Here is a 23,796-nt window from a genome sequence, read left to right as displayed (position 1 = left end):
CGGAAACTCAGAAATTCGGGCGCAGGGAGGCGTCCCTGAGACTGTATTTCAGGTCGAATCTCTGCGCGAGGTCCAGATTGTGGGTGACGACGATCAGGATGGCCCGGCGGCTCCGGTGCAGTTCCAGGAGCAACGCGGCCACCGCTTCCGTCGACTCGTGATCCAGGTTTCCTGTCGGCTCGTCGCAGAGCACGAGCTGCGGTTTGCGCACGAGGGCCCGGGCCAGTGCCACCCGCTGTTTTTCGCCGCCGGAGAGTTCGTGCGGGCGGTGGTGCATCCTGGGGCTGAGGCCGACCTGATCGAGCAGCTCGAGAGCACGGCGCTGCGATTCGCCATCCGTACCCTGCGCCACCAGGGTCGGGATGAGCACGTTTTCGAGCACCGTGCACTGGGGGAGCAGGTGGTGGTCCTGGAAGACAAAACCGACCTGTTCGTTGCGGAACGCGGCGAGGCTCTTGTCATTGAGTTCGAACGGATTCCTTCCGCTCAACAGAACCGTCCCCGAGGTCGGCGGTTCGAGCGTGCCCAGTATGTAGAGAAGTGTGCTCTTGCCGCTGCCCGAGGGACCCACGATCGAGACGGAGTCTTTCTCGGTGAGAGAGAGATTTATATCCGACAACACGTGTAGCGGACCCGCAGGTGTGGGGTATTCCTTCGTAAGGTTGCGAACTTCGAGCACCTTATCTCTCCCCGCTGATCTTCACAGCAATTTTATCCTCTTTCTTCAGAAGGGACTGATAGACCTTCAGTGCCTCTTCCGCCATCCGCGCCGAGCTGTAGTGTGCCCGCACGCCCTCGTATCCTCTGGAGCCCAATTCCCTTCTCTGCCCGGGATCCTTCCAGAACTGCAATATTCCCTCGGCCAGGTTGTCCGGATTGCCGGGTTCCACCAGGATGCCGCCGCCTGTGGTTTCCACTATCTCGGTGAAAGCCCCGCACCGCGGCTGGGCGACAGGAATGGCGCAGGCCATGGCTTCGAGCAGAAACAGTCCTTTCGGATCCGGATGGGGCCCCGGAACGGAAAGCGCACTCAGATTTCGCAGGAACGTGAGTTTGCCCCGCCTGTCCAGTTCGCCGAGGTAAGCGAATTCCCCGGACAATCCCCAGGATTCCATCTTTCCCCGGACGTCCGCCAGATAGGACCTGTGTTCCGGGGCCAGATAGCCTGCCGCCCACAACCGGCTGCGGGTGAGCCCTCCGGCCGACCTCAGGCGGCGATAAGCCTCGCAGAGCAGGTGCAGGCCCTTTTCGGGGGCGATGCGCGCCAGGTAGCCGATCGTGAAGGGTTCGGGATCCGCGCCGTTCCGCGGGCTGTAACCGTCGCAATTTATGCCCAGAGGCACAACACGGATACGGCTTCGTTCGATCCCGAAATACTCGACCGCTTGCTGAGCGCCAAAATGGCTGACTGCCACAAAGGCATCGACGCATGCCGCATGCTCGCGGATCATGCGCAACGACTCGCTTCGATAAGGCTCGCCGAGACCGTCGAGGAAAAGGTCTTCCCCCTGCAGCGTGCAACAGACCGGCACGTTCATCTCCGCTTTGATAGCGGGCGCCAGGGAAATGAGAAGGGAATTGGGGATGTTGATGATCTCCGGGGAAAGTTCCCGGGCAAGAAACCGGACGAGTTTCAGAATCTCTTTGCGCACATGCCCGCTCGTGCCCTGCAGCATGGACACAGTCAACCTGCCCAGATGCGCAGGGTCTACACTCACGCCCCATCGGGTCATGAGCCTCAAAAAAGGCGGGAAGTCCAGGAGCCGGTCCAGCATCCACGGAGTTTTGCGGAAAATCCCGGAGTGATGTTGGAGATAGACATTGATGCCACCCAGAAACACCCGGTTCAGGCTTACGTTGCGTTCGTCAGTGCGCGTTGGCGTGTAGGCCGGGATCAGGAGGACCTCATGCCCTGCGTCCATCAAGGCTGCCGCGAGAGTGTTGTCGCGCAGGCAACTGCCGCAGTACATGTTTCCCGCACCCGCGGTGATGTAAGCTATGTTCATAATCCCGCTTCAATCGCCGAAACAGTAAACCATGCCGTCCTGGGATCCGATGACAAGCGCATTCTGGGCTGCGGCGGGCGAAGCCGAAAGCGGCGCGCCGGCGGTAAATTCCCAGATTTTCTTGCCTGTGGCCAGGTCCAGCTCGTACAGAACACCGTCGTTTGATCCGACAAAAACACGATTCCCCGTGATGAGCGGTGACGACTCCACCCGGGCCCGCGTCGAAAAAGTCCAGACCGCCTTGCCGGTAGATCTCGCCAGGCAATGCACGATCTTGTCGCGCCCGCCCAGAACCACGCGATCGTTGGTCAGTGCGGCTGAGGAATAAAACGGAAAGTTGCGGGTAGGGTGGCTGTAGGTCCAGCTGGTGATGCGCCGCTTGAGATCGATGCCCAGCACCTCATTTCCGAATGTACCGACGTACGCCTGGCCGTCCCGCACAGCGGCCGACGCCCCCGCGTACGCACCGAGCGGCAATGCGTAAAGTTGCTTTCCCGTGTCCGCCTCGAGGGCGCGGAAGTTCTCGTCACAACCCGATATGTAGACTGTCTCTTTGTCGATTGCCGGCGTGCAGTGCACGGGGCCTTCCGTCCTGTACTTCCATACCAGCGCGCCCGTCGTGGCCGAAAGGCAGTAAAGGTACTGGTCGTAGGATCCGAAATAGATGCGGTTGCCGGCCCAGTTCGGTGAGGACTTGATCTCGCCGTCGGTTTTGAACGTCCAGCGGGCTTTCCCGGTGGCAACATCCACTGCGTGAAGGACGCCGTTCAGATCCCCTACGTAGGCCATTCCGCTGTGGACACAGGGCGATGACTCCTCGACAGGTCCTCCCGTCCCATACTGCCAGCGCACCTTTCCAGCAGCGAGGTCGATCGCGTGGAGCGAGCCGTCCATCGATCCCACATAGACCGTGCCGTCCACGATTGCCGCTGAAGACTCGATCGAATCTTTCGCCTGGTAGCTCCAGCGTAATTTGAGCGTTTTCGGCAACTGAGTTTCCGAGACTCCGCACAGCGCGGACGATCCCCGAAACATCGGCCAGGCATCGAGACGTACCGGAAGCTGCGAAGCTGTTGCCAGCACGCCGCAAAGTGCAAGACACGAAACAACAAAGCCCAGCATTCTGTCGTCTGTCATAAGAGTATGGAAATCTTAGCAGATTTTGCTGTGCGCCGCGGGCGCATTGGAGTGCCGCAGCACGACGTCGCTTTTCTGATGACCGTAAAGGCGGCATCGTGCCTGCCGGCTTGTGCTAACCGGAAACCATTCATTCCGGGAATCGACCCTCAGACGCTGCACCGGCATTCGCAATTGCATAAAGCGTCGAGCGCGTCATTATGTAGAGCACGCCGTTTGCGGGCACGGGTGTACTGTAGACCGAACTTCCCATGTTTATTTCCGCGATCTTCTTCATCACCTTCCCTGCCTGGAGCACAACGACGTCACCGTCCTCATCCCCGAGATAGACTTTCCCGTCGGCCGCCAGAGGAGAGCCCCACACGGCGGCAAGCGCGTCGAAAGTCCAATAGGGGTTTCCGGATCTGAGATCCAGGCAATGGAGAAATCCGCTGAAATCGGAGATGTAAACCAGCCCGTCCGCGATTGCAGCCGTGGAAATGGAGCGGCGTATTTTATCGTAGTGCCAGATGCGGCCTGATTCCGTGATGTCCCCTCGCCTGGTCGGATCGATGCAGTACATATGCCCCACGCCTTCGCCGCTCTCGGGGTCCTGGCCTACGGCAAGAAAGACCTTCCCTTCGTAGAAGACGGGCGTGGCAATGCCGTCGTTGCGTGTTTTCGGCCAAACCGCGTCTTTCGGATTCAAATCGAACTTCCAGAGTTTTTCGCCCGTGCGCGCATTGAAGCCATAGAGCCACCCGTCGCCGCCTGGGAAAAAAGCCTGCATCAAGCCGTCGACCTCGCCGAGAGCCGGCGAGGACCACTGACCGTGCAGGATGCGGTCGCCCGGGGAGTTGTCCTGCCAAATCACCTTGCCGGTGTTTTTGTCGACCGCGATGAAGCTGGGAGCCTGGGGCGACGGGATTTTTTCATGGCTGTCGTCGCGGCCATTTGAGGTTTCGACGAAAACCAGGCTTTCCCAGACGAGCGGCGAGGAATTGGCCATATTGTGCTGGAATACGCCCAGCTCTTTCATCATATCCAGCTTCCAGATGACATCGGCATCGGTGGGCCCCTTGTGGACTTCGTCCTGGTAAGGGCCGTCGTTTTTGCCGTCCAGGAATCCTTCCGTGTCCAGGCAAACCAGTTCTCCGCGGTTGGTCACGTAGTAGAGCCGTTTCCCCTCCACCGCCGGAGCGGAGCAGACCCCCTGTTCAGGCCAGTCGTTCTCCTTCCCTGATTCCAGCTTGTCCGAGATCGCCTGCCAGAGAAACCTGCCGTCGGATTCACGGAAGCACATGAGAACGCCCTTGTCCCCCTTGATCTCGGGATTCTTCGGGTTCTCATTGTTCGTGCCTACAAACACTTTTCCGTCCGCCACCACCGGATTCCCATAAGACGTCGAGCCGAGATCCGCCTTCCATTTGATGTTCTTGTTCGTCTTGATGTCCCAGGACGCGGGCAGCTTCTTCATGGATGATGCCATATTCCGTTGCGCCGTGGCGCCCCACATGGGCCAATCCTGAGAAACAAGCGGCACCGTCAGCAGAGGCAGCATAATGAAGCTCAGGGCGCATGATCTTGATTTGTGAGAACGCTGTGGAATTCGTTTCATCTTGAGCTCTCGAAAAAGTGAATACACGGCACACCGTCCGTAAAATCTGAAATGCGCCGAAGGCCGGGAAGCGCGCAAGCCTGGCTGCGCCTGGATTTTTTGGCGTCCTGCCTTGGACCATCTTCAGGCGGCTGCAAGCAGCCGCACTCCACGGACTTCACCAGAAGTGTATTCACTACTTGGCTTTGATATCGTAGCAGACGAGTACGCCCTGATTCCGAATATAGAGTTTGGCGCCGCAGACGACAGGGTGCGCCCAGCTGGGCCACCCCTGATCGTCGATTTTGAACCGTCCCCTTTCGACGTAGGCGGACGGATTCGCCTCGGCCAAGCCGACCGTGTTCTCCTCCCCAAGGAGATAGAGATTCCCATCTGCATAAGTGAGCGAACCCTTCCCCACGCTCCGGTTCCGCCACATAACCCTGCCGGTATCGAATGCCATGCAGACCAGAACCGTGTTCGAAAAGCCGTACAGGTATCCGTTCACCAGCACGACTCCGCCGTGATGGTTCATCATCTCACGGCTGAAATAGACCGGCTCAGCTTTTACATCCCCGTTCTCCGCCTTTAACTGGAGCAGCGCACAGCCGGTGTCGTAAGCCGAAGTGTAAAAGACTCTGTCCTTGAAAAAGAGTGGCGTCGTAACGTTGGCCGTGTCGTTCGCAACCTTTGCGTAACGCCACATGAGCTTGCCATCGTTCGCACGCACACCGACTCCCGCCAGCGAGGTCAGTGTCATGATTGTGCGCACACCCTGGACATCGGCGACAATGCATGAAGAGTAGGCGGCCGGATCACTCAGCTCGCGGGTCGTCCAAACGGTCTTGCCGGTCGCTTTGTCCAGCGCTGCCATCCCAGCCCCGTTTCCACCCGGAGTTACGATCAGGTTCTTGCCATCGATAAGGGGAGATTCGCTAAGAAGCCACTGAGGGTTCGAAGCTTTGAATTCCTTGAGGATGTTGTGCGCCCAGACCAAGGAACCATCTTTACACTGGAGGCATGCGAGGTCGCCGTCCTCCGACAACGCATACACACGCTCGCCTTCCACGGTGGGGGTTCCCCGCGGGCCGCCCCCCTTGTCCTGGTCCAGGCTCCGGCCCAGCACTCGCGTCCAGATCGTTTTGCCGTCGGCACGGTTGAGGCAGAACACGACGCTGCTGCCGCCCTGCGTCCCCTGCACGAGGATGCGGTCGCCCTGGATGGCAACCGTTCCGTAGCCTTTTCCGAGGTTGGAGGTTGACCAGGCCCTCGGTGGTCCCGCCTGCGGCCACTGCTTCAGGAGTCCGGTCTCCGTGGAAACGCCGTTCCGGTCCGGACCCCGCCACTGCGGCCAATCGCTCTGTGCGGCAGCTCCAGCGACTAAAAAACTTCCTAGGAGAGCGAGAAAAAACCTATGTGAACGCATATCCCTCCCGATCTTCCGCTATACGGTCTGGACAGGCAAAAAAGATTACCACAGAAACCCTGAAACCCAGGAGGTGCAAAAAAGAGCGCCAACTGACGTTCGGAAACCCATGGAACAAAACCCGCCGCTACTCGTCTCCAGTTCAGTGCCAACAGCGGACTCCTGACCTGAATTATTCATGAAGCAGAACCGCTCGCCCATGAAAAGCAATAAAATTGGATGCGGATAAACGCCGGCCAAGACCAAACGGTCGGCGTCGGCCAGCGTTTTTTCGCCTCCAAAACTGCATTTTGGTCGCACATTCATAAATGATCCGGGCTGAAGCTAGTTCCACTGATCTCAGATTCGGTGGGTGCGGGCTTCAGCCCGTACAGTTCCTCCCAGCGCAATCGGAAAGAATTCACGGCCTGGCGGAAACCGCGACCACGTGTTCTTTGGTACGGAAGTAGATGACGCCTCCGGAGATGGCCGGGCTCGCCATGCAGATTTCTCCCATGGGATTCTTGGAGAGAATCTCAAACCTGGAGCCGGCCTTGACCACGTAGATGTCCCCATCCTCGCTTGAAAAGTAGATCTTGGCGTCGCCCGCAACCGGTGCTGCTGTGAAACCGGTGGTCCCGTCGCCGAGGCGCTCCTGGTAGACTTTCTTGCCGGTCCCAGCCTCGTAGCAGTACAACACCCCGTTGTTCTTGCAGCTGTAAAGGTAGTCGCCATAAACGATGGGCGTGATCATGTAGGCCCCCTCGCGGGGCGTACTCCAGGCGACAAACTCGTTCGAGGTCTCGTTCGCCTTGAGGGAAATGTCGCCGATCGCGTTCAGCCGGATTGCATAAATGGGAGCCATGGTGCCGTGGGCATTCGTTATGAAGACCATGTCGCGCGCCACGACCGGTGTAGGCACGGGGATATCGCCACCACCCCTGAGTCGCCAGAGCTCTGTGCCCGTGTTTACGTCGTAGCTGCCGATGTGCCTGTAGCCGTTTATGATCATTTGAGCCTGCTTGCCGTCGTCATAAACGGTCGGAGTTCCCCAGGTCGGAACGTCGTTCCGGGGAGTGCGCCAGACTTCACTGCCGTCCTTGACGTTCAACGCCGCGATGAACGAGCCATTAAGGACGTCGCACTGTATCAGCACCCTGTCCCGGTAGATGATGGGAGAGCTTCCGAACTCCCACTGCGCCTCGGGAGCCACATAGTAGCCCGAGTCGAGCAGCCCGAGGTCCTTCGTCCAAAGCGGTTTGCCATCCATGTCAAAACAGTGAAGACCTTCAGAACCAAAAAAAGCTACGAGGTGCCGCCCGTCGGTCGCCAGTGTTGTATTGGCATGAGTGGACTTGGGGTGTCTTTTGATCTTGGGAACTCCCGAATAGACCGTTTTTCCCCAGATGATTTTGCCGGACAGCCTGTCCAGACAATAGACAATCCAGCGGTGAGAAGTCCTGTCCTCGACGGAACCGATGTCGCCATACAGACCCACCTTGAGCTCAGGCCTGTCAATGCCGCTGATAGCCGTCGACACGTAGATGCGGTTCCCCCAGACAATCGGGCTCGAATGGCCAAGTCCCGGAATTGGAGTCTTCCACAGGATGTTCTTTGAAGTGGTAGCATCCCATGTGGTTGGAAGCGAAAACCCTTCCGCGATGCCGCTGGCGTTGGGTCCACGGAAAGAGGGCCAATTCGAGCCGGCGGGATTCTTCTGTCCCGCCGCAGGGGAAATCAGGACTGCCGACAGGAGAAGGGCCGACATACCGCGAGATTTCAGGGGAAGGATCACCGGTTAATGCTCCTCTCTAGCAAATAGTGGCACAGTGGGCAACGGTCAGGATTGGGTAAATGGGGTCTCAAGATCCGGAGAAGGAACCTTGCTCCTGCTGACCAGTGAGAAATAAGCGCGCGCGACCTCGTCTTTGCCCGTCCTGAGCGGGCCGTTCACTGCTATGACTGCGGATGAGAACTCCTCGGGCCGCATCTCATCCAGGATCTGATTCCAGATGGATTCCTCCAGCACGTTAAATGCGGTCTGCACTTCGCGCAGGGTAAAACCCGAGAAGAATCGCTCTCCGGCGATCTGCCCCGCGTACCTGGTCATGGGCGTGATGCTGTCCGCCTTCAGGCATTCCAGGATGATGTCGCAGAGTGTCTTCAAACGCTCCCGCATTCGTTTCGGGTCCAAGGATTCATAATGGCGCATGTGTGCCCTTTGGATCGCCTCGGTTGCCTCATCTACGATTGCCCCGCGCTTTTCCTCCAACAGTTCGGTCACATTCATGGTGTCCTCCTCACCGATTATCAAGCCAGGAGCAGACCTATCGGCGCCCTCCTTCCGACACCGGCGTCAGGATCGGCATGCACCTGGCACCCCGATGGTACGGGGACAAGAGAACCCGCGATTTTCGGGCTGCGGCGTTCGTTCCACTTTAATGGTTTCCAGGGCCTGCCAGGACATCGAAATCGTATCCTGCCCTGGCAAGAGCGCGTCGTGTCGCTTCATCCACACGCGCATTGGATACATGCGGTTTCAACCTGGGGTAAGGAGCGTCGCGCAGTCTTTCGGTGAGCATGCCGAGATCGTCGCCGGCCAATTCCTCACAGGTCTCATAAAGGCCACCGGTCCCTTCCTCGGCCAAATTATGAACAGACAGAATCGCGCGGATTGCAGCGACGATCCCGAGGGTCGGCGGGGGTACCAGGAGTGCGGCCAACGCCCCATGGTCGAGGCGAAGCCTGGCAGCCATCGGCAAGGGTCCGCCGCGGCGGGCACGTTGCGCTGCCGGGATCAGGATGTTCTCCTCCATGCCAATGTGTCTCAGCAATTCGGCGCGAAATTCCCCGTATGCCTCCAGGTCTAGCCTGCCAGGGATCAGGGCGGCCCGGGCCAACAGGCTCTCGAGCCTCCTGTGGCCCATTGCCAGCAGTTGATAAATCGGACCCGGCACGATCTTCCTTGACTGGCCGGAGGGCTCAGTGATCCGTCCTTTTCGCCGCTTCATACAACACTTCCCGCCCTTTGTGCTGGGAATCTATGAAGATGCCGAGGCCCAAACCCAGCAAACCGCCGACAACGCCGCCCAACAATCGATCCGACACGCCGATACTGTGGTGCTCCCTGCCGGATAGGGAGGACAGCACGACACCAAGGGCCGCTCCGGTCGATAGTCCCAGAATGGCCCCGTTGGTCAATCGGTCGTCGTAGTTTTTCGCGGTAACTTTCTCGACTGATGGTTTGAATATCCTGCGCTGCACACCGCCGTTGGTTTCGACAATCAGGAGCGTCTCACGGTCCGAGCTGAAATAAACGCAATCCACGATCTCCCCATAGTTTGTCTTGATGATGATTTGAGTCCCGGCAGGCAAAGCATCCACCTTCTGCCATTTCCCGGGAACAACCTGTGCCGGAGCCGGCAGGGCATAAAACCACAGCACGAGTGCCATGGACGTCGTGAGGCAATATCGAACCACCCGTTTCCTTCCTTCCACCTGCAGGAGGATATGTCCGGCGGTGAGTCTGAATAATACTCGTTTTTCCAGGTTCCGCGAAGTGGTGGTTTCATCGATGATGTCATTGTGGGCCTGTTTGAAACCGATTATTACATCGATCCGGGGACGGTCGCGCTCGCGATCTCACAGCGGTCCATGTTCAATCTGATCCATTTCGACAGCGTAATTAAGGTAGACTGCATAGTGCGCAAGGACGAGCCATTCCGGTTGGAGGAATTTGCACGAAGGAAGGAGATCCTCCTGGAGGATTTTCATACCTGGATAGTCAGCCGCGAGGACCTGATTCTGTCCAAGCTGGCCTGGGGGAAGGATTCCAAGTCCGAAATCCAACTTAAGGATGCCGGCAATCTTCTCAAGACCGAATGCGACCTGAACTACCTTCGAAGCCGCTCGCAATTGCTTTCTGTGCGCGAGTTGCTGGAGAACCTAGTGAAGCATTATGAATGATACGCCTCCTGGAATTGCCGCGATGGTCCGGGACATGCTGATGGCACGTACCGGCTCTGAACGCCTGATTATGGGCAGTCAGATGTTCGAAACGGCGCGCACAATCCTGCTCGCGTCTCTGCCTCCCGGTCTGTCCGACTTCGAGATCAAGCGAAGACTCTGCGAGAGGGTGTATGGAAACGAGGTCGATCAGGCGGCCTTTTCGAAGAAGCTGGAGAGCGTCTATAAAGGACGCTGAAAAATCCCGTGAGGCGCTGGCTCAAAAACTCACCTCGAAGACTTCTATGACAGATCAGATGTCAAGACTGACTTTTGGCATCCCCATCAGTTTTGACATCTGAAGGGCCTCTGTTGATTCTTGGATCCAAGCAACGTTGCTTCGTCTTGGTACCGGTTAAGATCACCCCTCCCTGGTCGAGATCCCGCGCAGTTGGAGGCATCCGGCCTTCTCTGTTTATCGGAGCGAGCCCATCGCCCCTGACGACCATGACGCCCGCCGCCCCCTGGCCAGATAAGCTGGAGGAAACGCCTACTCGGAGATCTGAACTCCAAAACGGCAGCTTGAATTCACTTCGCTTTGAAAATCACGGGGACGAATGTTGTCCGGCCTTCTGTCACCGCCACATCCTGCTGGAATTCGTTCAGCCCCTTGCGTTGTTCCGAGAATCCCGGAGTGATTGTGAGCGATGCTTTGCCGGCAACGAGGTTTCGGATGACGAAGGATCCGTCCTGCGAATAAAACTCCATCGGACCGCCGCAGTGGTAGGAATCGGCCCGGGCAAGCAGAAAATCCACTCTGATGAACTTGACCGGGTTCCCGGCTTCGTCCATGGCCCGGCCGGCAATTTGCGCCTGGCCGAGCGTGAGCGTGATTTCATCGCGATAGCTGCCGATCCAAGCGCTGGCGGTCGTTCCCAGATTGTTGTTGAGACCCGCAGCGAAAATGACAAACGGATACGATGAGGCGAAATAGACTCCCTTCTCCGATGAATAAAAGTGGACCGCTCTACCGCTGGGTGCAATCGCCGTGACTCCCAGACCGGACACCAGGTGCCCGTCAATATCCTGCACCTTGACCTTGAACAGCGGATCGCGCTTGAGACGAATATCCCGGTGAACGTCATTCAGGACGTCCAGAGTCTCGGAGTAGTATTCCAGATTCTCGGCGCGCACCGTCAGGGCGACTTCACGCTGCGGCAACAATTCGACCGAAAAGCGGCCAGCCGCGTCGGTTCTGATCGAGTCGTAGTAGGAACGTTCGGCCATTGAGATGAGAATGTGCGGGCGTTGTTCCCGGTAAGAGGATTTCGCTCGCAGCTCCACCCACGCATCTTCGACGGGCCGGTTCTGGTCATCCAGAACCTTTCCCGTCAACCTCACGGTCTCATAATCTTCCGGGAGGGTGATCTCCAGGAAGGGATTGTGAGATTCCGACAACGTCAGCGGCCCCAATTCGGCGATGGCGTGCGGAGGCCTGAACGCATAGATTTTGTCAATGTTGTGCGCCGGCAATTGCGCTTCAAAAATGCCGTTGTTGCCGCTCCTCGAAATGCACGATTCCCCACCCGCGACAATCGTGATGCAGGCTTCAGGTTGAGCCTTGCCGTCGGCGTTCTTGACTATGCCTCGCAGAAAAACGGACCGGCTCAATCGGATGATCTTCTGAATATTCCCCGACGCCTGTGGGACTGCGATATTCTCCATTTTTTTGTAATACTCGGGGCAGGAGGAACGCAGATAATAATCTCCAGGTTCGGCTTCGAAGAAAATCTTGCCTTCGTCGTTCAGCTCCGCCGTAAGATCCGGCCCATAAAAGGGCTCAATGGTTATGGTCCCGGAAGTTACCGGCCGATTCGTCAGCCCATCAACATAGTCGATCTCGACGAGCGCCTTGCCATAACTGTGTATTTCTACGCCGGCATCTCTTCCCACAACGCGGATCGGGATCATGGGAACGGACGTGGGCACGCCAGAACCGGGCATGGGAACAGGCAGTTTCGACTCACGGGACGTTACTTCGGTAGATTTTGGATTGGATGAGAGCGCTTCCGATCCGCCGCTTTTCGTTGCCGTATTCGGGCATTCAACGTGTGCCCGCCAAAGCCACGCCAGCAGGCCCAGGATTGCGATCGCAGCCAGCAGCCAGATTCTCTCCTTAGCGCCGGGCACCGAACTCATGGCTCAACCTCCATAAAAGGAAGGCCCCGGTACACACCGGACTTTTCCATGCAATTGCATTTATATACGCTGGATCCCATTATGCGGACGAAGTTTTATCGCGGCAGGCGAGTGCGATTTGGGAAGGACAGCAATTTGGTCTCAGATCTGGTGCCGGCGCGCGGATTGATCTGAGGTTTGGTGGCAGAGGTCCGAATCAATCCTGCCGCAGAGCATCAAATGAGACGGTCAGAAGGCGGTTGAGCGCTCTGATCATATCCATGGGCATGCAGGATGCCACATGATGGTGTTGGGCGCCACCAACCAGGCCCACCTGACCCGGGAGCAGGCAATACGGATGCTTTTTTTGCGGAGCACAACTTATCAAACACGGATCATATTGCGTATCACAACCCCCGGCCTTTCCGGGAGTGGAAGCCCCCCTGTTGCGAGCGGGATCTGAGTCGATCACTCCAGCCTCAGTCCGTTCGGAACAGGGAGGCGTCCCCGATTGTCTAGAAGTTCAAGCGAACCACAAACTGCACCAGCCGTCCGCCCGGATCAACCTGCCCGTTGCGGTCGGAGTACGCCGACGACACGCGGCCGCAGGTCTGGCTGCTGCTCGCGCATGTGGTGCCGTAGAAGTTGGTATAGTTGAATGCATTCAGGAATTCGGCGCGCAGCTCGAAATTCTTCGTTTCGGTGAAACGCACCCGCTTCACGAGGCTCAGATCAAAACGCGTGAATATCGGCCCCCGGACGTAGTTGGTGTACGGGGCGCAATCGCCGCTTACGATCTGGATGCAATTCGCCGTACTCGCCGGCGCGACGTATCGGCCGGTCGGCACCCCAAACGAGGTGCTGTAACCCGTCGATGTGGTCGCGCTGGTGTTGAAGGCTGCGATTGTGTTGGTCCGGATGTCATTCGGCACATAATAGATCTGCCGGTTCACATCGTCGAAGTACAGGCCCACGGCGTCCTTCAGGTCGTTCAGTGTCATGCCGACCAGCCTGACATTGCCGAAGTTGAGAAGCTCTCCGGCCTGTAGCCTGCCGGTACCCTGGAACTCCCAACCGCCGATGATCCGGTCGATCACGCCGGTTGTGTTGGCGAAGACTGCCCTGCCCTTACCGAAGGGCAATTCATAAACCCAGTTGAGCTTGAACGCGTGCGGCAGGGTGCCGCCGAGCGACTTAATCCAGGGCTGGCGGAAGGAGCTGCTCGATATTCCCAGGCTCTTCGCGAACGTGTAGTTCGCCTGAACCAGCAGCCCTTTGGACATCCGGCGGCGCAGTTCCACCGTCATGCCGTCGTACTGGTTGAAGCCGCCGTTCCCCAGAATCTGGGCGCTGCTTACCGAGGGATTAACCACGAACAGGTTGGCCGGCAGTCCGGCAGCCAGGGCATTGGCCCGCTGAGCCGCGCTACCGTACAGACTGCCCGCGTAACTGCTCGGATTTGGATTGGTCAGCGCCAGCGTGTTCACATAAGTTGAACTGCTGAAATTGCTGGAGGTGTACTTGGTGGCATCGCCGGCTTGCGAAGACGAATACCCGCTGAAATATGCGAGACTTATGGGCAAGGGCGATGTGTTGGTTCCCGGGCCGTAATATTTGAAGGTATTCCCTTTCCCTGCCGCGATGTTCGCCTGCAAGTTAGCCATTGCCAGCTTGAACTCGTTGAGGAGTCCGTTCTCTACGATGTTGCGCTCGTTCAAGTTGTAAGTGCTGTACGATTGCAGGCTGCGTGTGGCCATGTAGCGCACTTCGATCGCCATGTCTTTGGACAGTTCCCGTTGAATCCCGAATGACCAGGTCATGGTGTAGGGAGTCTTGAGATCAGGATCGAAGGAGCGGACCGAATCGCTCGTTGTGGGCAGGAGCGGGTAATTCGGCTGTGACGGGAAAGGCGGCGGGCCGAGACGGCTCTTGTCGCGGAACAGGACCGGCAGCACATCGGTTCCGGTGTTGCTGACAAGGTTGCCCAGCGACATGTTACGCGAGGCCGTGAGGGTGAGGCCCGGATTGGAGGTGAAGATATTGCTGTACGTGAACATCCCGTAGCGATTGTACGCAACTGAGAATCCGCCGCGCAGCACGGTCTGCCCGCTACCCAACAGCCGCTCGAGCCAGCCGCTGCCTACCTTCGGAGTCCATGCAAAACCGACGCTCGGGGCGAAGGCTTTGTAGTCGATGTTGTAGGCATGATCGCCTTTCTTGTACGGTGTGTATTCCGTTTGTTTTCCGCCGGTGGCGCCGGGCTTGAAGAGACTGTTGAAGCCGGAGGGTCCCCAGACATCCGCAAGCGAGGCCTTCGAAAACACGTCGTTCAGCGGTACGAAGGGAAGCTGCAACTCGTAGCGCAGGCCGAGTGTGACTGTCAAGCCGGGATGCATCCGCCATGAATCCTGCGCGAAAAGCCCTAATTCGCGCTGATGCGAACGTGTGACGTTGGGACCGTTAAAGGCGTACTTGTTGGTGATCTCGTTCAGAACGGCGCTGCCGCCGATGGAATCGACGCGTCCGGTCAGGACGCCGTAGATGTCTCGCGCCGTGCTGATTTGTGTGTTGGATGCACCCTGGAAATTCACCGGGCCATTGACCGAATCAAACAGGATGCGCGCCGGGTCGAAGGTGGTGTCCACTCCGAATCCAATCGAAGGCACAACCGTCTGACTGAAGGTCCACATGCCGGTGTTGCTGAAGGTGCCGCCGAAACTAAAGCTATGCGGGCCCCGCATCCAGTTTATCGTATCTTCGAACAGCACATACGGAGGATCGCGCCGGCTCGGGGAACTGCTCCGGTAGACGTTGGTAATGCCCGCGTCGCTGAGGGCCAATGCGTAGCCGTCCTGGTTCGCCAGTGTTCCGGAAAACATGCTGGCGTCGACCCCTGGGCCAAACAGACCGGAGCCTGCTTGCAGCCCGGTGCGGAATTCGTTCACGAGTCTGGGTGACAGAGTCGACCGCAGTGCTATCGAAGTCGAATGCCTGAGCCCCAGGTATCCGTTAACGCTCGGAAAATCCGGATAGCTCGCATCGCCGCTGTTCAACAGGTCGATCGTGAGATCATAGATCGAGTAGTTCCAACTGCCCTCAAGCCGGTGCTTGCTGGTCAGATTGAAGTCGAAACGGCTGGTGATGAACTTCCGCAGATCGAGGGCCTTGTTGGTGAAACTGAAGTCCATGTACGCCGGGTCCGGCCGCGCGACCACGCTGCCTTTGGAGGTCGACTGGCGGATGTCGGACAGCAGTTTCTGAACGGTTGGATCCATGGTGGATGTCTGGCCCTTGGACGATGCCAGCGACAGCAAGTTCACCAGGCTGACTCCCGAACCTACGGTGTACGGGAAAGTTCCCTGATCGATCAGCGGATTAAAAATCGTCCGCGTCCGCGTGGCTTCGCTCGGAAGCCTGTACTCTTCATAGTTGAGGAAGAAAAACGCCTTGTCCCGGCCATTGAACCCCAACGGCCCGAAGATCGACTTCGGGAGTACGATCGGACCGCCGATCCGCCCGCCGGGCTGGTTGAACAGGATCCGGTCGCGCGGCGCTTTGCACTTATCCCATTCGCTGGCTAACTGCTGCGGCGTGCAGGGAGTGCGTGTACCATCGTACGTAGGCTGGAGGTTGCGGTTGTTGAACCAGTAATTGGAATTCAGCACCGGGTTGCGATGGTACCAGTAGAGGCTGCCATGATAGTCGTTGTTTCCGGAGCGGGTGACGAACTTTATCTGTACCGCCCCTTGCCCGGAGCTATCCGCGCCGGATGCGGCCATGGAAACCGTCACTTCCTCGATGGCATCGAGCCGCGGCTGAATCATGCTGAAGAAAGAGTCGCCCGACTTATTGGAATTGTCCTGGGTGTTAACGCCGTCGATCGTGACATTTACCGCTGCGCCCGGCACACCTGCGACCGTGGAGTTCCGGGCAGCTCCCGTCGTGGTTACGCCCGGCAGAAAGACGAGGAAGTCCATCGCGTTGCGCGTCGCAAGCGGCAGGTTGGCGACCTGCCGGAGAACTAACGTCGTGGTGACGTTGGCCGTTTGCGACTGCACCATCTCGGCGCCTCCCTGAACGACAACCGTTTCGTTGGTGCCGCCGACCTGGAGCGTGACGCGGATCGTCTGCGGAACACCTGCTATGATCTGGATGTCCTTGACGATCGATTGCTTGAAACTGGCCATGGAAACGGTGGCGGTGTACGTTCCCGAACTCAAAGCCGGGATCGAAAACGTCCCGTTTTCGGCCGTGACGGTACTGTACTCCGCGCCGGTTGCGTCGTTTTTGACTTTGACTTCAGCGCCCGGGACAACGCCACCGGACGAGTCGATGACCACTCCTGAGAGCGAGGAAGCCGCGCCGCCCTGGGCATAGCCGGCAACGCTGAGCGCCGACATCAGGAGCAGTGCTAGAAATGACCTTAAGACGATCTCTTTCATTCTTTTTCCCCTGAGATAAATGGGTGATTGTGTTCCTGAGGAGAATCCGTATCTCTCCCTGCCATACCTTTTGTGGTCGCCCAGCGACTGGAAAGGTGCGTTTGTCCAAACAGAGCATTACCCCACGTCCGAGACCGGTCGAAGATGCAGCCTTCCGGCTGCATTTCCTGACGGCACGGCCGGGCATCGTTGATACTACGAAAGTTCCTGGCATTCGCGGGATTTGCCAGGGAAACCCGCTGCTTGCGGAGGCCACTGTTCGGCATCAAGCCTGACGGTCGATAATCTTGCTTTTGTTGAGGCGACCGGCCCTTCTCAGTCTCGAAGCACCACCTTTCCAGGCCTTCGACCGGTTGCATGGGAACAAACTTATTCGATGCGAACAGATTCTAAATTATCTTTAATAATCTTTCAATGGATTTGTCGGAAAATCTCGGTAATACGGACGGATTCTAATTTGAGAAGTGACCGGAATTGGCTGTGGCTAATCCGAAAGCCTGATTCTGGGGGGATTTGCACGGCCGTTCTGCCGAAACGGCCGCCGCAAGAAAGGTCTCCGGAGTCCCGGAGACCTTTCCCGCTGATTCAAACGAGCCTGAAGGAATGCTATTTCGCGTTCTGGATGGGCGCCACGTCGTCGAGGATCCACATGCCGCGGCCGTCGGTGGCGATCACCATTCGGTTGTCGCGCGGGTGAACCTCGAGGCCCCAGACGGCCGCGTTGGGCAGTCCGCTGCCGAGATAGCTCCACGACTTCGCCCCGTCGATCGTGACAAAGACGCCGAAATCGGTTCCGAGATAGAGCACGTCATTCCGCTTGGGATCCTCCCGGATGACGTTGGTAGGGCCGCCCGGGAGATTGGCCGCGATGCTCGTCCAAGTCTTGCCGTAATCCGTGGACTTGTAGACGTAAGGGTTGAAATCGTCATCGTGACGCCCGATCAGCGCGATGTAGACCGTCGCCGGATCGTATTTCGAGGGGGCGATGCACCAGACATGCTTGTAGTACGGCAGCCCGGCCGTGATATCGGTCCAGTGCGCGCCGTCATCCATCGTCACTTGAACGCGCCCGTCGTCGCTACCGGCGTACAGCACTCCCGCCTTGAGAGGGGACTCCGAAAGCGCGGTCAACTTGGCGAAGTAAATCATGTAAGGAAGCTTCCCCTGCTTCGCCTGGTCGAAATTGGTGAGATCCGGACTGATCTGACGCCATGTTTCGCCCTTGTCGGTTGTCTTGAATACAAATTGGTACCCATGGTACAGCGTCGAGGGATTGTGCGGTGAAATCATCGAGGCAGCCAGCCATTGCCCCCAGTTTTCGGGATTCCCGGGCTCTTCAGGTTTGGGCTTTGGATAAATCTCCTTGGACGTCCATCGCCCGTTCACATACTCGCTGCGTTCGATATGGCCGTAATAGCCTGATGCATACTCGATGTTGGGATTGGTCGGATCGACGCAAATCAGTGTGCCTTCGCCACCCGGCGCACCCTCCCATCGAATGGAGGATCCGCCTCTGCCGCCGCGGCCGCCGCGTCCTCCCTGCACTCCCTGGGAAGGTCCGAGGCCCACACCGCGATAGGTCCCCGAATCCTGTACGGAACCATAGGCGTTGAAGGGTGTCGCATTATCCAGGGTAACGTTGTAGAACTGGATTGCCTGGATGCCGGCATGGAAATCGCGCCAAGTCTTGCCGCCGTCGTAGGAGGCATTGGCCCCGCCGTCGTTGACCTCGACAATGTAGTCCGTGTCGCTCGGGTCAATCCACATGCCGTGATGGTCGCTGTGAAGTCCGCTGTAACTTACATTTTGGAACGATTTCCCGCCATCCGTAGACCTCCTCAGACCGACCCCCATCAGGAAAATAATGTCCGGGTTGACCGGATCCACTTTGATCTGGCTGAACACCCAGCCGTAGGTTCCACCAAACCGCTCCATGTTCTGCAGATACTGCTGCTTCTGCGTTGGATCGGACGGTTCGGCCTTTCGCCAGGTTTCACCCAGGTCGTCGGATCGATAGACTTCGGCTCCCATGATTCTTGGGTAGGTCATCGGCCGCCTGTAGGAGTCAAGCGCTCCCGCAGGATACGGTCCGGTAGGTGTGTGGTTGTCCACATACGCATAGACGATATCCGGCTTGGTCAAGCAGAAGTCCAGACCGATGCGGCCAATGACTTTCCAGTCCTGCGGAAGACCGTTAGTCAGCTTCCTCCAGTTCTGGCCGCCGTCCGTGGTCTTGAACAGGCCATCGCCGCTGGGGACTGGATCGCTCCAGCGCTGCCGGATGCGGCGCCACATCGAGGCAATCAAGACGTTGGGATTGCGTGGATCCATGATCAGGTCGATGGCGCCCGTCTGGTCGTCGATGTAGAAGATTTTCCGCCAGGACTTGCCGCCATCGGTCGTTTTGTAGACGCCGCGCTCGGAATTGTAACTCCACTCATGTCCCGAAGCAGCCACATAGACGATGTCGGGATTGGTGGGGTGGATGCGGATCCGGGCGATCGTGTTGGTATCGGTGAGACCCATGTGCTGGAAGGTCTTTCCTCCGTCCGTCGACTTGAAAATGCCGGCGCCGGCAAGCGAACCCCGGAGGATGTTGGCTTCGCCGGTGCCAACCCAGATTGTGTTGGGCTGGGTATCCGGAATGGCGAGTGCGCCGATGGAGAGGGTTGGCATTTCATCAAAAAGAGGCGTCCAGGTGACGCCCGTGTTGACCGTTTTCCACACGCCGCCCGACGCGGTGCCTATGTAGATGGTCTTCTTGTCGCCCTTCGGCACGGCGATGGAGGTGGCCCTGCCGCCGATGTCCAGGGGGCCGGTAAAACGCCAGGCCAGGTTCTTGAACGGCGACTGAGCCTTCATCGCCATGTGCTGCTCGTACCACTTCAAACGTTGCGCGGGATCGGTGTTCTCGATCTTCTTCTGCACCTGCCCCGCAGGGGGCTGAGCCGCGGCGCCCACAAGCAGTGAGGCGGCGACAACGAAGCAGAAGAGATACAAAGCGCGTCTGCTTAATTTCATTGGAATGCCTCCAAAGTTCAAAGCGCGGAGCGCGGGATCATACACAAGAAAACTCGCCTAGGATTTGCGCCCACATACTACCCAAACCTCCGCCGCCAGGCAACATCGATCCCGGACTGCGGCAAATTCCGGCAGCCGCTCTGGGATGGGCAACGGTTTCCGCTTAGCCGACCTTTCATCGGCGGGAATCAGGCTGTGTGCTATCCAACTTCTCCAAACGCGACTTTCGCGGGACTGAGGGCCATAGTTTCCGGTTATGCCGTAAACCAGCACATCGGTGTGCTGCATCCCCCAAACCAGTGATGGCCAGGCATCCTGGAGCAATCCCTTCAACCCGCGGTGGGGGAAAAGAATCTTGTTCCGCGAGGAAACTGGCGGATTTTGGCGTCCATCTGGCGAACGCCACGCACCTGATACTTCCCGGTCATGACGGACAGTACGTCCGGCATCGCTGCCATCGAGATTCCGATAGGTTCGGTGATGCAGGCCGCCGCCTCGATCCTGCAGATTATGCGGCCGTGGGGTCGAAATTTCATGGATCCTTGAACGAGATTGAGTAGACTGCTGTCAACAGCGGCCGTTTCGGTAAAAACTAGGCACTCATTCCCCTGAGGGCTCAAAATGGATATTAAGGCAAAAGCGGCTTTTAGACAGGAAACACCCGGTTCACTCCCGCGCATCCTGGGTTTTTGGGACATCACAGGCATTGTCGTCGGCTGCGTCATCGGGTCCGGAATCTTCATTGTGCCGGCAGCCGTCGCGGCCGGCGTGCAATACCCGCTGCTCATCCTCGCCGTCTGGGCCGTGAGCGGCGTCCTGTGCTTCTTCGGCGCGGTCACCTTTGCAGAGCTTGGCGCCGCCTATCCTCATGCGGGCGGGATGTATGTCTATTTGCGGGAAGCTTACGGCCCTTTGATCGCCTTCCTCTTTGGCTGGACGCTGTTTCTCGTGATCGATTCAGGATCCATAGCTACTCTTGCAGTCGCCTTTTCTTCCAAGTATCTCCCATACTTTTTCCCGGTGACGCCGCTGATGTCCAAGGTGATCGCCTTGTTGTTTGTGGCGTTTCTTGTAACAGTGAACTATGTCGGCACGCGCTGGGGGGCATTGCTGCAGAACTTCCTCACTCTGATAAAGTTCGGCGCCATACTCGCCGTCTGCGCGACCGTACTGATTTTCGCCAAGGGCAACGCGGGCAATTTCGTCACTCCGGCTCCAACCACCTTTTCCTGGGATCTAATAACCAAAATGGGAATCGCCCTGGTAGCCACCTTCTGGGCTTACAAAGGATGGGAAGTGGCCACCTTCAGCGCCGGCGAGATCAAAAATCCTGAGAAAAACCTCCCCGCAGGGCTTCTCATCAGCCTGTCGACTGTGATTTTCCTCTATCTGCTCACCAATCTGGCCTACCTGTATGCCTTTCCCGCCAGCGAGATTGCGAAGTCCGACAGGATAGCCAGCGATGCCATGAGTTTCGCGGTCGGGCCGGTCGGCGCTTCCATTATCGCCTTCACGATATTGTTCTCGATCACTGGAGCGGCGAATTCGAATCTTCTCTGCACCCCGCGTGTTTTTTTCGCCATGGCCTCGGACGGATTATTCTTCAAAAAGATTGCAGCCGTGCATCCTCGCTTCCTGACACCGCATGTCTCCATCGTCGCCATCGGGTTGTGGGCGGTTGGGCTGAGCCTGTCCGGAACTTTTGAGCAGCTTTTCACCTATGTGATTTTCGGACAGTGGATTTTCTTTGGCTTGACCGCAGGGGCAGTGTTCATCCTGCGGAGGAAGAGGCCCGGTCTCCCACGGCCCTACAAGACTTGGGGCTATCCTGTCACGCCGGCCATCTTCATCCTTGCGGCGTTCCTCATCTCGGTCAATTCATTGATCAACCAGTTCTGGAATGCCTTTGCGGGTCTGGCCATCATATTCCTCGGCGTACCGGCCTATATGTACTGGCATAGGAAGAAAAAGGCTGCCCTCCAGGCAACCCGGGCAGACGAAAAATCTCGTCTGGCAGAGAACTGAGGAATCACAAATCATGCGGAGCCTGACAGCGCCGCGGTCCATCTGAATCGGGGTTTCCTGCTCGCCGAGCTGGACCGCAAGGACGAAGCCATCGCTGCGTTGTTCTGAACTCCAAAAAGGCAGCTTGTTCGGACTATCTGCCGGTTTTCATGCCGCACGCAGTTTGGGGAAATATCAGGTTAGCGCTTGGCCCACTTCTCCCAGATCCCCCAGCGCAAAGCCTCGGACAAAGCAAAGCCGTTCTGCTTGAGGGCGAGCATCATCGAGCCACGGTGGTGGGATTCGTGGCTGATGAAATACGCGAGCAGCACCAGCGGCCCGCGGTTGCGGACGAGTTCGCCGTTCTTGATGAGGCGTGTGAACAGCGCTTCGACGCCGCGACTGGAAGCTTCCAATGCTGCTTGCAGCAGCTGCCGCGACGGTTCCGCGCCCTTTTCGAAATCCGGCACGCCCTTCATCAACGCCTTTTCGGCTGCGCGGAAATGAGCCACGCGCACATCTACGATGTGCGCAATCTGGCGCGCCACACTTCGGCCTTTCCCCGGCATACCGTTCTTCAGCAGTGGAATCGCCGCAAGTCCCGCCTCGGGAATTTCATCGAGCATGTAGCGGTTGATCGCGTCATGTGTGCGCCAGGCTTCCAATATTGCGTCCAGCATCGCAGTCCTATTTCAAAATCGTGCAAAAAACATGATCGTTATCAAAGCAGCGCCGTATATCGTGACGGTCACGAGATGGGAAATTCTCCCTGGACGGGCGAAAGATCGGCTGGTTGGACTTGCCCATGCGATCCGCGAGACGGACAGGATGGCTCCAGCGAATATCAACAATGCGAGCCAGCTTATCCATGGGGCAACCGCATCGGCTAACCGCGTTTCAATCCGGATATTTCCCGAGGAGATCGCGGCCGCAGTGGAATAGCCCACGGGATCGCGAAATGCGAGTTCGTAATACGGCAGCCGCGAGGTGATCCTGAACACCGCTTTCACCGAGTGCCCTAAGGCGACGAGCGGAAGGAACATGAGCCCGAACGCCTTGGCGGATTCCAGCAGCGTTGTCTTGTTTAGCCACTTGCCTGCCAAACCGGGGGTCAGAAACAGCAGGGCAGGGACGACAACGAACAGGAACAGGGTTTGGATGAAAGTGGCCGCTTCCCCCGAGAAGCCGAGCCGAGAGTTGATCGCGGCCGGCACGAACTCGAGAACACTCCTGGCCGGAGACCATTCTTCCGCCAGTTCCCAAACGACTAGCCCGGAAACCAAGAACAGTAAGTATAACTCGACGTTCCTGAGCCGCAGGCCGGAGAAAAAGTCGGCCATCGGCTTTCGCACCGACAGCCGGAGGTTGTCTTCCGGGCAGTGCTTTCGGCATTGAGTGCATACCAGGCAATCGCGATTGTCTTTGACGGAGGCGGGAAAGAGGCGGCTGGGACAGCCGGCAGTTGGACCGGGATTCGAGCCGGCTGCGCAATCCCTGCCCCGGCAAGCCTCGCAGATTCTCGCATCACGGACCCGCCACTCCAGGATCGCACAGCAGGCGTACAGACCCAGAATGCGGCCTACGGGACAAAGGTGATCGCAGAACGCCCGCCTTTCGAAAACGAGACCCGCCACGAATGCGGAAGCCAAGAGGAACAGAAAAAACATAGCCATACGTTCCGGATATCGGTTCGCCGAGAACGTGCGGATGAATCCCAGAAGCGCCAGACTGTAGAAAACTGCAATGCCCCAGCCCGAAGTGAAAAACCGGGGCGCCTTCTTCTTCAGGCCGATCCGGCTGACCAGAGAATTGACCAGTTCCATCGGGCATATCTGACACCAGATTCTCCCCAGGACCGAAGCGGTGATTATGACGAGCGGCCACCACAGCGACCACACAATGAGAGCGGCTAAATTCGTATTGCGCAGAGTCCCTGCCATTTTTTCTGAAACATGGGGCACGGCAAGCCCGCCGGCGATCAAGAGTCCGAAGGCGGCCAGGGTGAAGATCCGCGCGGCACGCGGATAGGTCCGCGAAGCGGCCAGCCGGGAGAATATCCGGATTCGCAGAAGATCGATCATG

General features: G+C 58.0%; 18 protein-coding genes. 3 read left to right on the top strand and 15 right to left on the bottom strand.

The window, feature by feature from the left end:
* Positions 1-7: 7 nt before the first annotated feature.
* From LAP85_07800 to LAP85_07760, 9 genes are all read right to left on the bottom strand, one after another.
* Positions 8-679 (bottom strand): ABC transporter ATP-binding protein, encoded by a 672-nt coding sequence (locus LAP85_07800; protein ID MBZ5496290.1) that lies wholly within the window; start codon positions 677-679, stop codon positions 8-10.
* Position 680: 1 nt separating this feature from the next.
* On the bottom strand, positions 681-2,006 hold the full coding sequence (locus LAP85_07795) for a glycosyltransferase family 4 protein (protein ID MBZ5496289.1): 1,326 nt from the start codon (positions 2,004-2,006) through the stop codon (positions 681-683).
* Positions 2,007-2,015: 9 nt separating this feature from the next.
* The gene (locus LAP85_07790; GenBank protein ID MBZ5496288.1) at positions 2,016-3,143 is read right to left on the bottom strand and encodes a PQQ-binding-like beta-propeller repeat protein; all 1,128 of its coding nucleotides are present in this window, start codon (positions 3,141-3,143) and stop codon (positions 2,016-2,018) included.
* Positions 3,144-3,273: 130 nt separating this feature from the next.
* Positions 3,274-4,683, bottom strand: coding sequence for a PQQ-binding-like beta-propeller repeat protein (locus LAP85_07785; GenBank protein ID MBZ5496287.1), 1,410 nt, complete (start codon positions 4,681-4,683; stop codon positions 3,274-3,276).
* A 232-nt stretch (positions 4,684-4,915) separates the two neighbouring features.
* Entirely contained in the window at positions 4,916-6,145 is a 1,230-nt protein-coding gene (locus LAP85_07780; protein ID MBZ5496286.1) for a PQQ-like beta-propeller repeat protein, read from the bottom strand.
* 400 nt (positions 6,146-6,545) lie between these two features.
* Complete coding sequence (locus LAP85_07775; GenBank protein MBZ5496285.1) at positions 6,546-7,892, bottom strand: PQQ-binding-like beta-propeller repeat protein; 1,347 nt, start codon at positions 7,890-7,892, stop codon at positions 6,546-6,548.
* A 72-nt stretch (positions 7,893-7,964) separates the two neighbouring features.
* Entirely contained in the window at positions 7,965-8,414 is a 450-nt protein-coding gene (locus tag LAP85_07770) for a hypothetical protein (protein MBZ5496284.1), read from the bottom strand.
* 148 nt (positions 8,415-8,562) lie between these two features.
* Complete coding sequence (locus LAP85_07765; GenBank protein MBZ5496283.1) at positions 8,563-9,135, bottom strand: hemerythrin domain-containing protein; 573 nt, start codon at positions 9,133-9,135, stop codon at positions 8,563-8,565.
* Positions 9,107-9,604, bottom strand: coding sequence for a hypothetical protein (locus LAP85_07760; protein ID MBZ5496282.1), 498 nt, complete (start codon positions 9,602-9,604; stop codon positions 9,107-9,109). The genes LAP85_07765 and LAP85_07760 overlap by 29 nt, the downstream gene beginning before the upstream one ends.
* Positions 9,605-9,709: 105 nt before the next feature.
* Between LAP85_07760 and LAP85_07755 the strand changes: the two genes are divergently transcribed.
* Positions 9,710-10,090 (top strand): hypothetical protein, encoded by a 381-nt coding sequence (locus tag LAP85_07755; protein MBZ5496281.1) that lies wholly within the window; start codon positions 9,710-9,712, stop codon positions 10,088-10,090.
* Positions 10,083-10,328, top strand: coding sequence for a hypothetical protein (locus tag LAP85_07750; GenBank protein MBZ5496280.1), 246 nt, complete (start codon positions 10,083-10,085; stop codon positions 10,326-10,328). Before LAP85_07755 ends, LAP85_07750 begins: the two co-directional genes overlap by 8 nt.
* A gap of 329 nt (positions 10,329-10,657) precedes the next feature.
* On the opposite strand, the gene LAP85_07745 is transcribed toward LAP85_07750, so the two are convergent.
* The 4 genes from LAP85_07745 to LAP85_07730 form a co-directional block, all read right to left on the bottom strand.
* Complete coding sequence (locus LAP85_07745) at positions 10,658-12,268, bottom strand: carboxypeptidase-like regulatory domain-containing protein (GenBank protein ID MBZ5496279.1); 1,611 nt, start codon at positions 12,266-12,268, stop codon at positions 10,658-10,660.
* A gap of 494 nt (positions 12,269-12,762) precedes the next feature.
* Positions 12,763-16,689 (bottom strand): carboxypeptidase-like regulatory domain-containing protein, encoded by a 3,927-nt coding sequence (locus LAP85_07740; GenBank protein MBZ5496278.1) that lies wholly within the window; start codon positions 16,687-16,689, stop codon positions 12,763-12,765.
* A gap of 606 nt (positions 16,690-17,295) precedes the next feature.
* A complete protein-coding gene (locus tag LAP85_07735) occupies positions 17,296-19,710 on the bottom strand; it encodes a hypothetical protein (GenBank protein MBZ5496277.1) in 2,415 nt (804 codons plus the stop codon).
* 329 nt (positions 19,711-20,039) lie between these two features.
* Positions 20,040-20,246 (bottom strand): hypothetical protein, encoded by a 207-nt coding sequence (locus tag LAP85_07730; protein ID MBZ5496276.1) that lies wholly within the window; start codon positions 20,244-20,246, stop codon positions 20,040-20,042.
* A gap of 85 nt (positions 20,247-20,331) precedes the next feature.
* Here LAP85_07730 and LAP85_07725 point away from each other — a divergent pair, with 85 nt between their 5' ends.
* The gene (locus LAP85_07725; protein ID MBZ5496275.1) at positions 20,332-21,735 is read left to right on the top strand and encodes an amino acid permease; all 1,404 of its coding nucleotides are present in this window, start codon (positions 20,332-20,334) and stop codon (positions 21,733-21,735) included.
* Between the two features lie 179 nt (positions 21,736-21,914).
* Here the strand turns inward: LAP85_07725 and LAP85_07720 are convergent, their stop codons facing one another.
* A complete protein-coding gene (locus LAP85_07720) occupies positions 21,915-22,379 on the bottom strand; it encodes a DinB family protein (protein ID MBZ5496274.1) in 465 nt (154 codons plus the stop codon).
* 27 nt (positions 22,380-22,406) lie between these two features.
* Positions 22,407-23,795: a 4Fe-4S binding protein gene (locus LAP85_07715; protein MBZ5496273.1), complete on the bottom strand. Its 1,389-nt coding sequence runs from the start codon at positions 23,793-23,795 to the stop codon at positions 22,407-22,409.
* Position 23,796: the final 1 nt, after the last annotated feature.

The organism is Terriglobia bacterium, assembly GCA_020072565.1.
Taxonomy (GTDB): domain Bacteria; phylum Acidobacteriota; class UBA6911; order UBA6911; family UBA6911; genus JAFNAG01.
The sequence above is the reverse complement of the archived record's forward strand: the minus strand, read 5'-3'. Positions and strand labels throughout refer to the sequence as shown.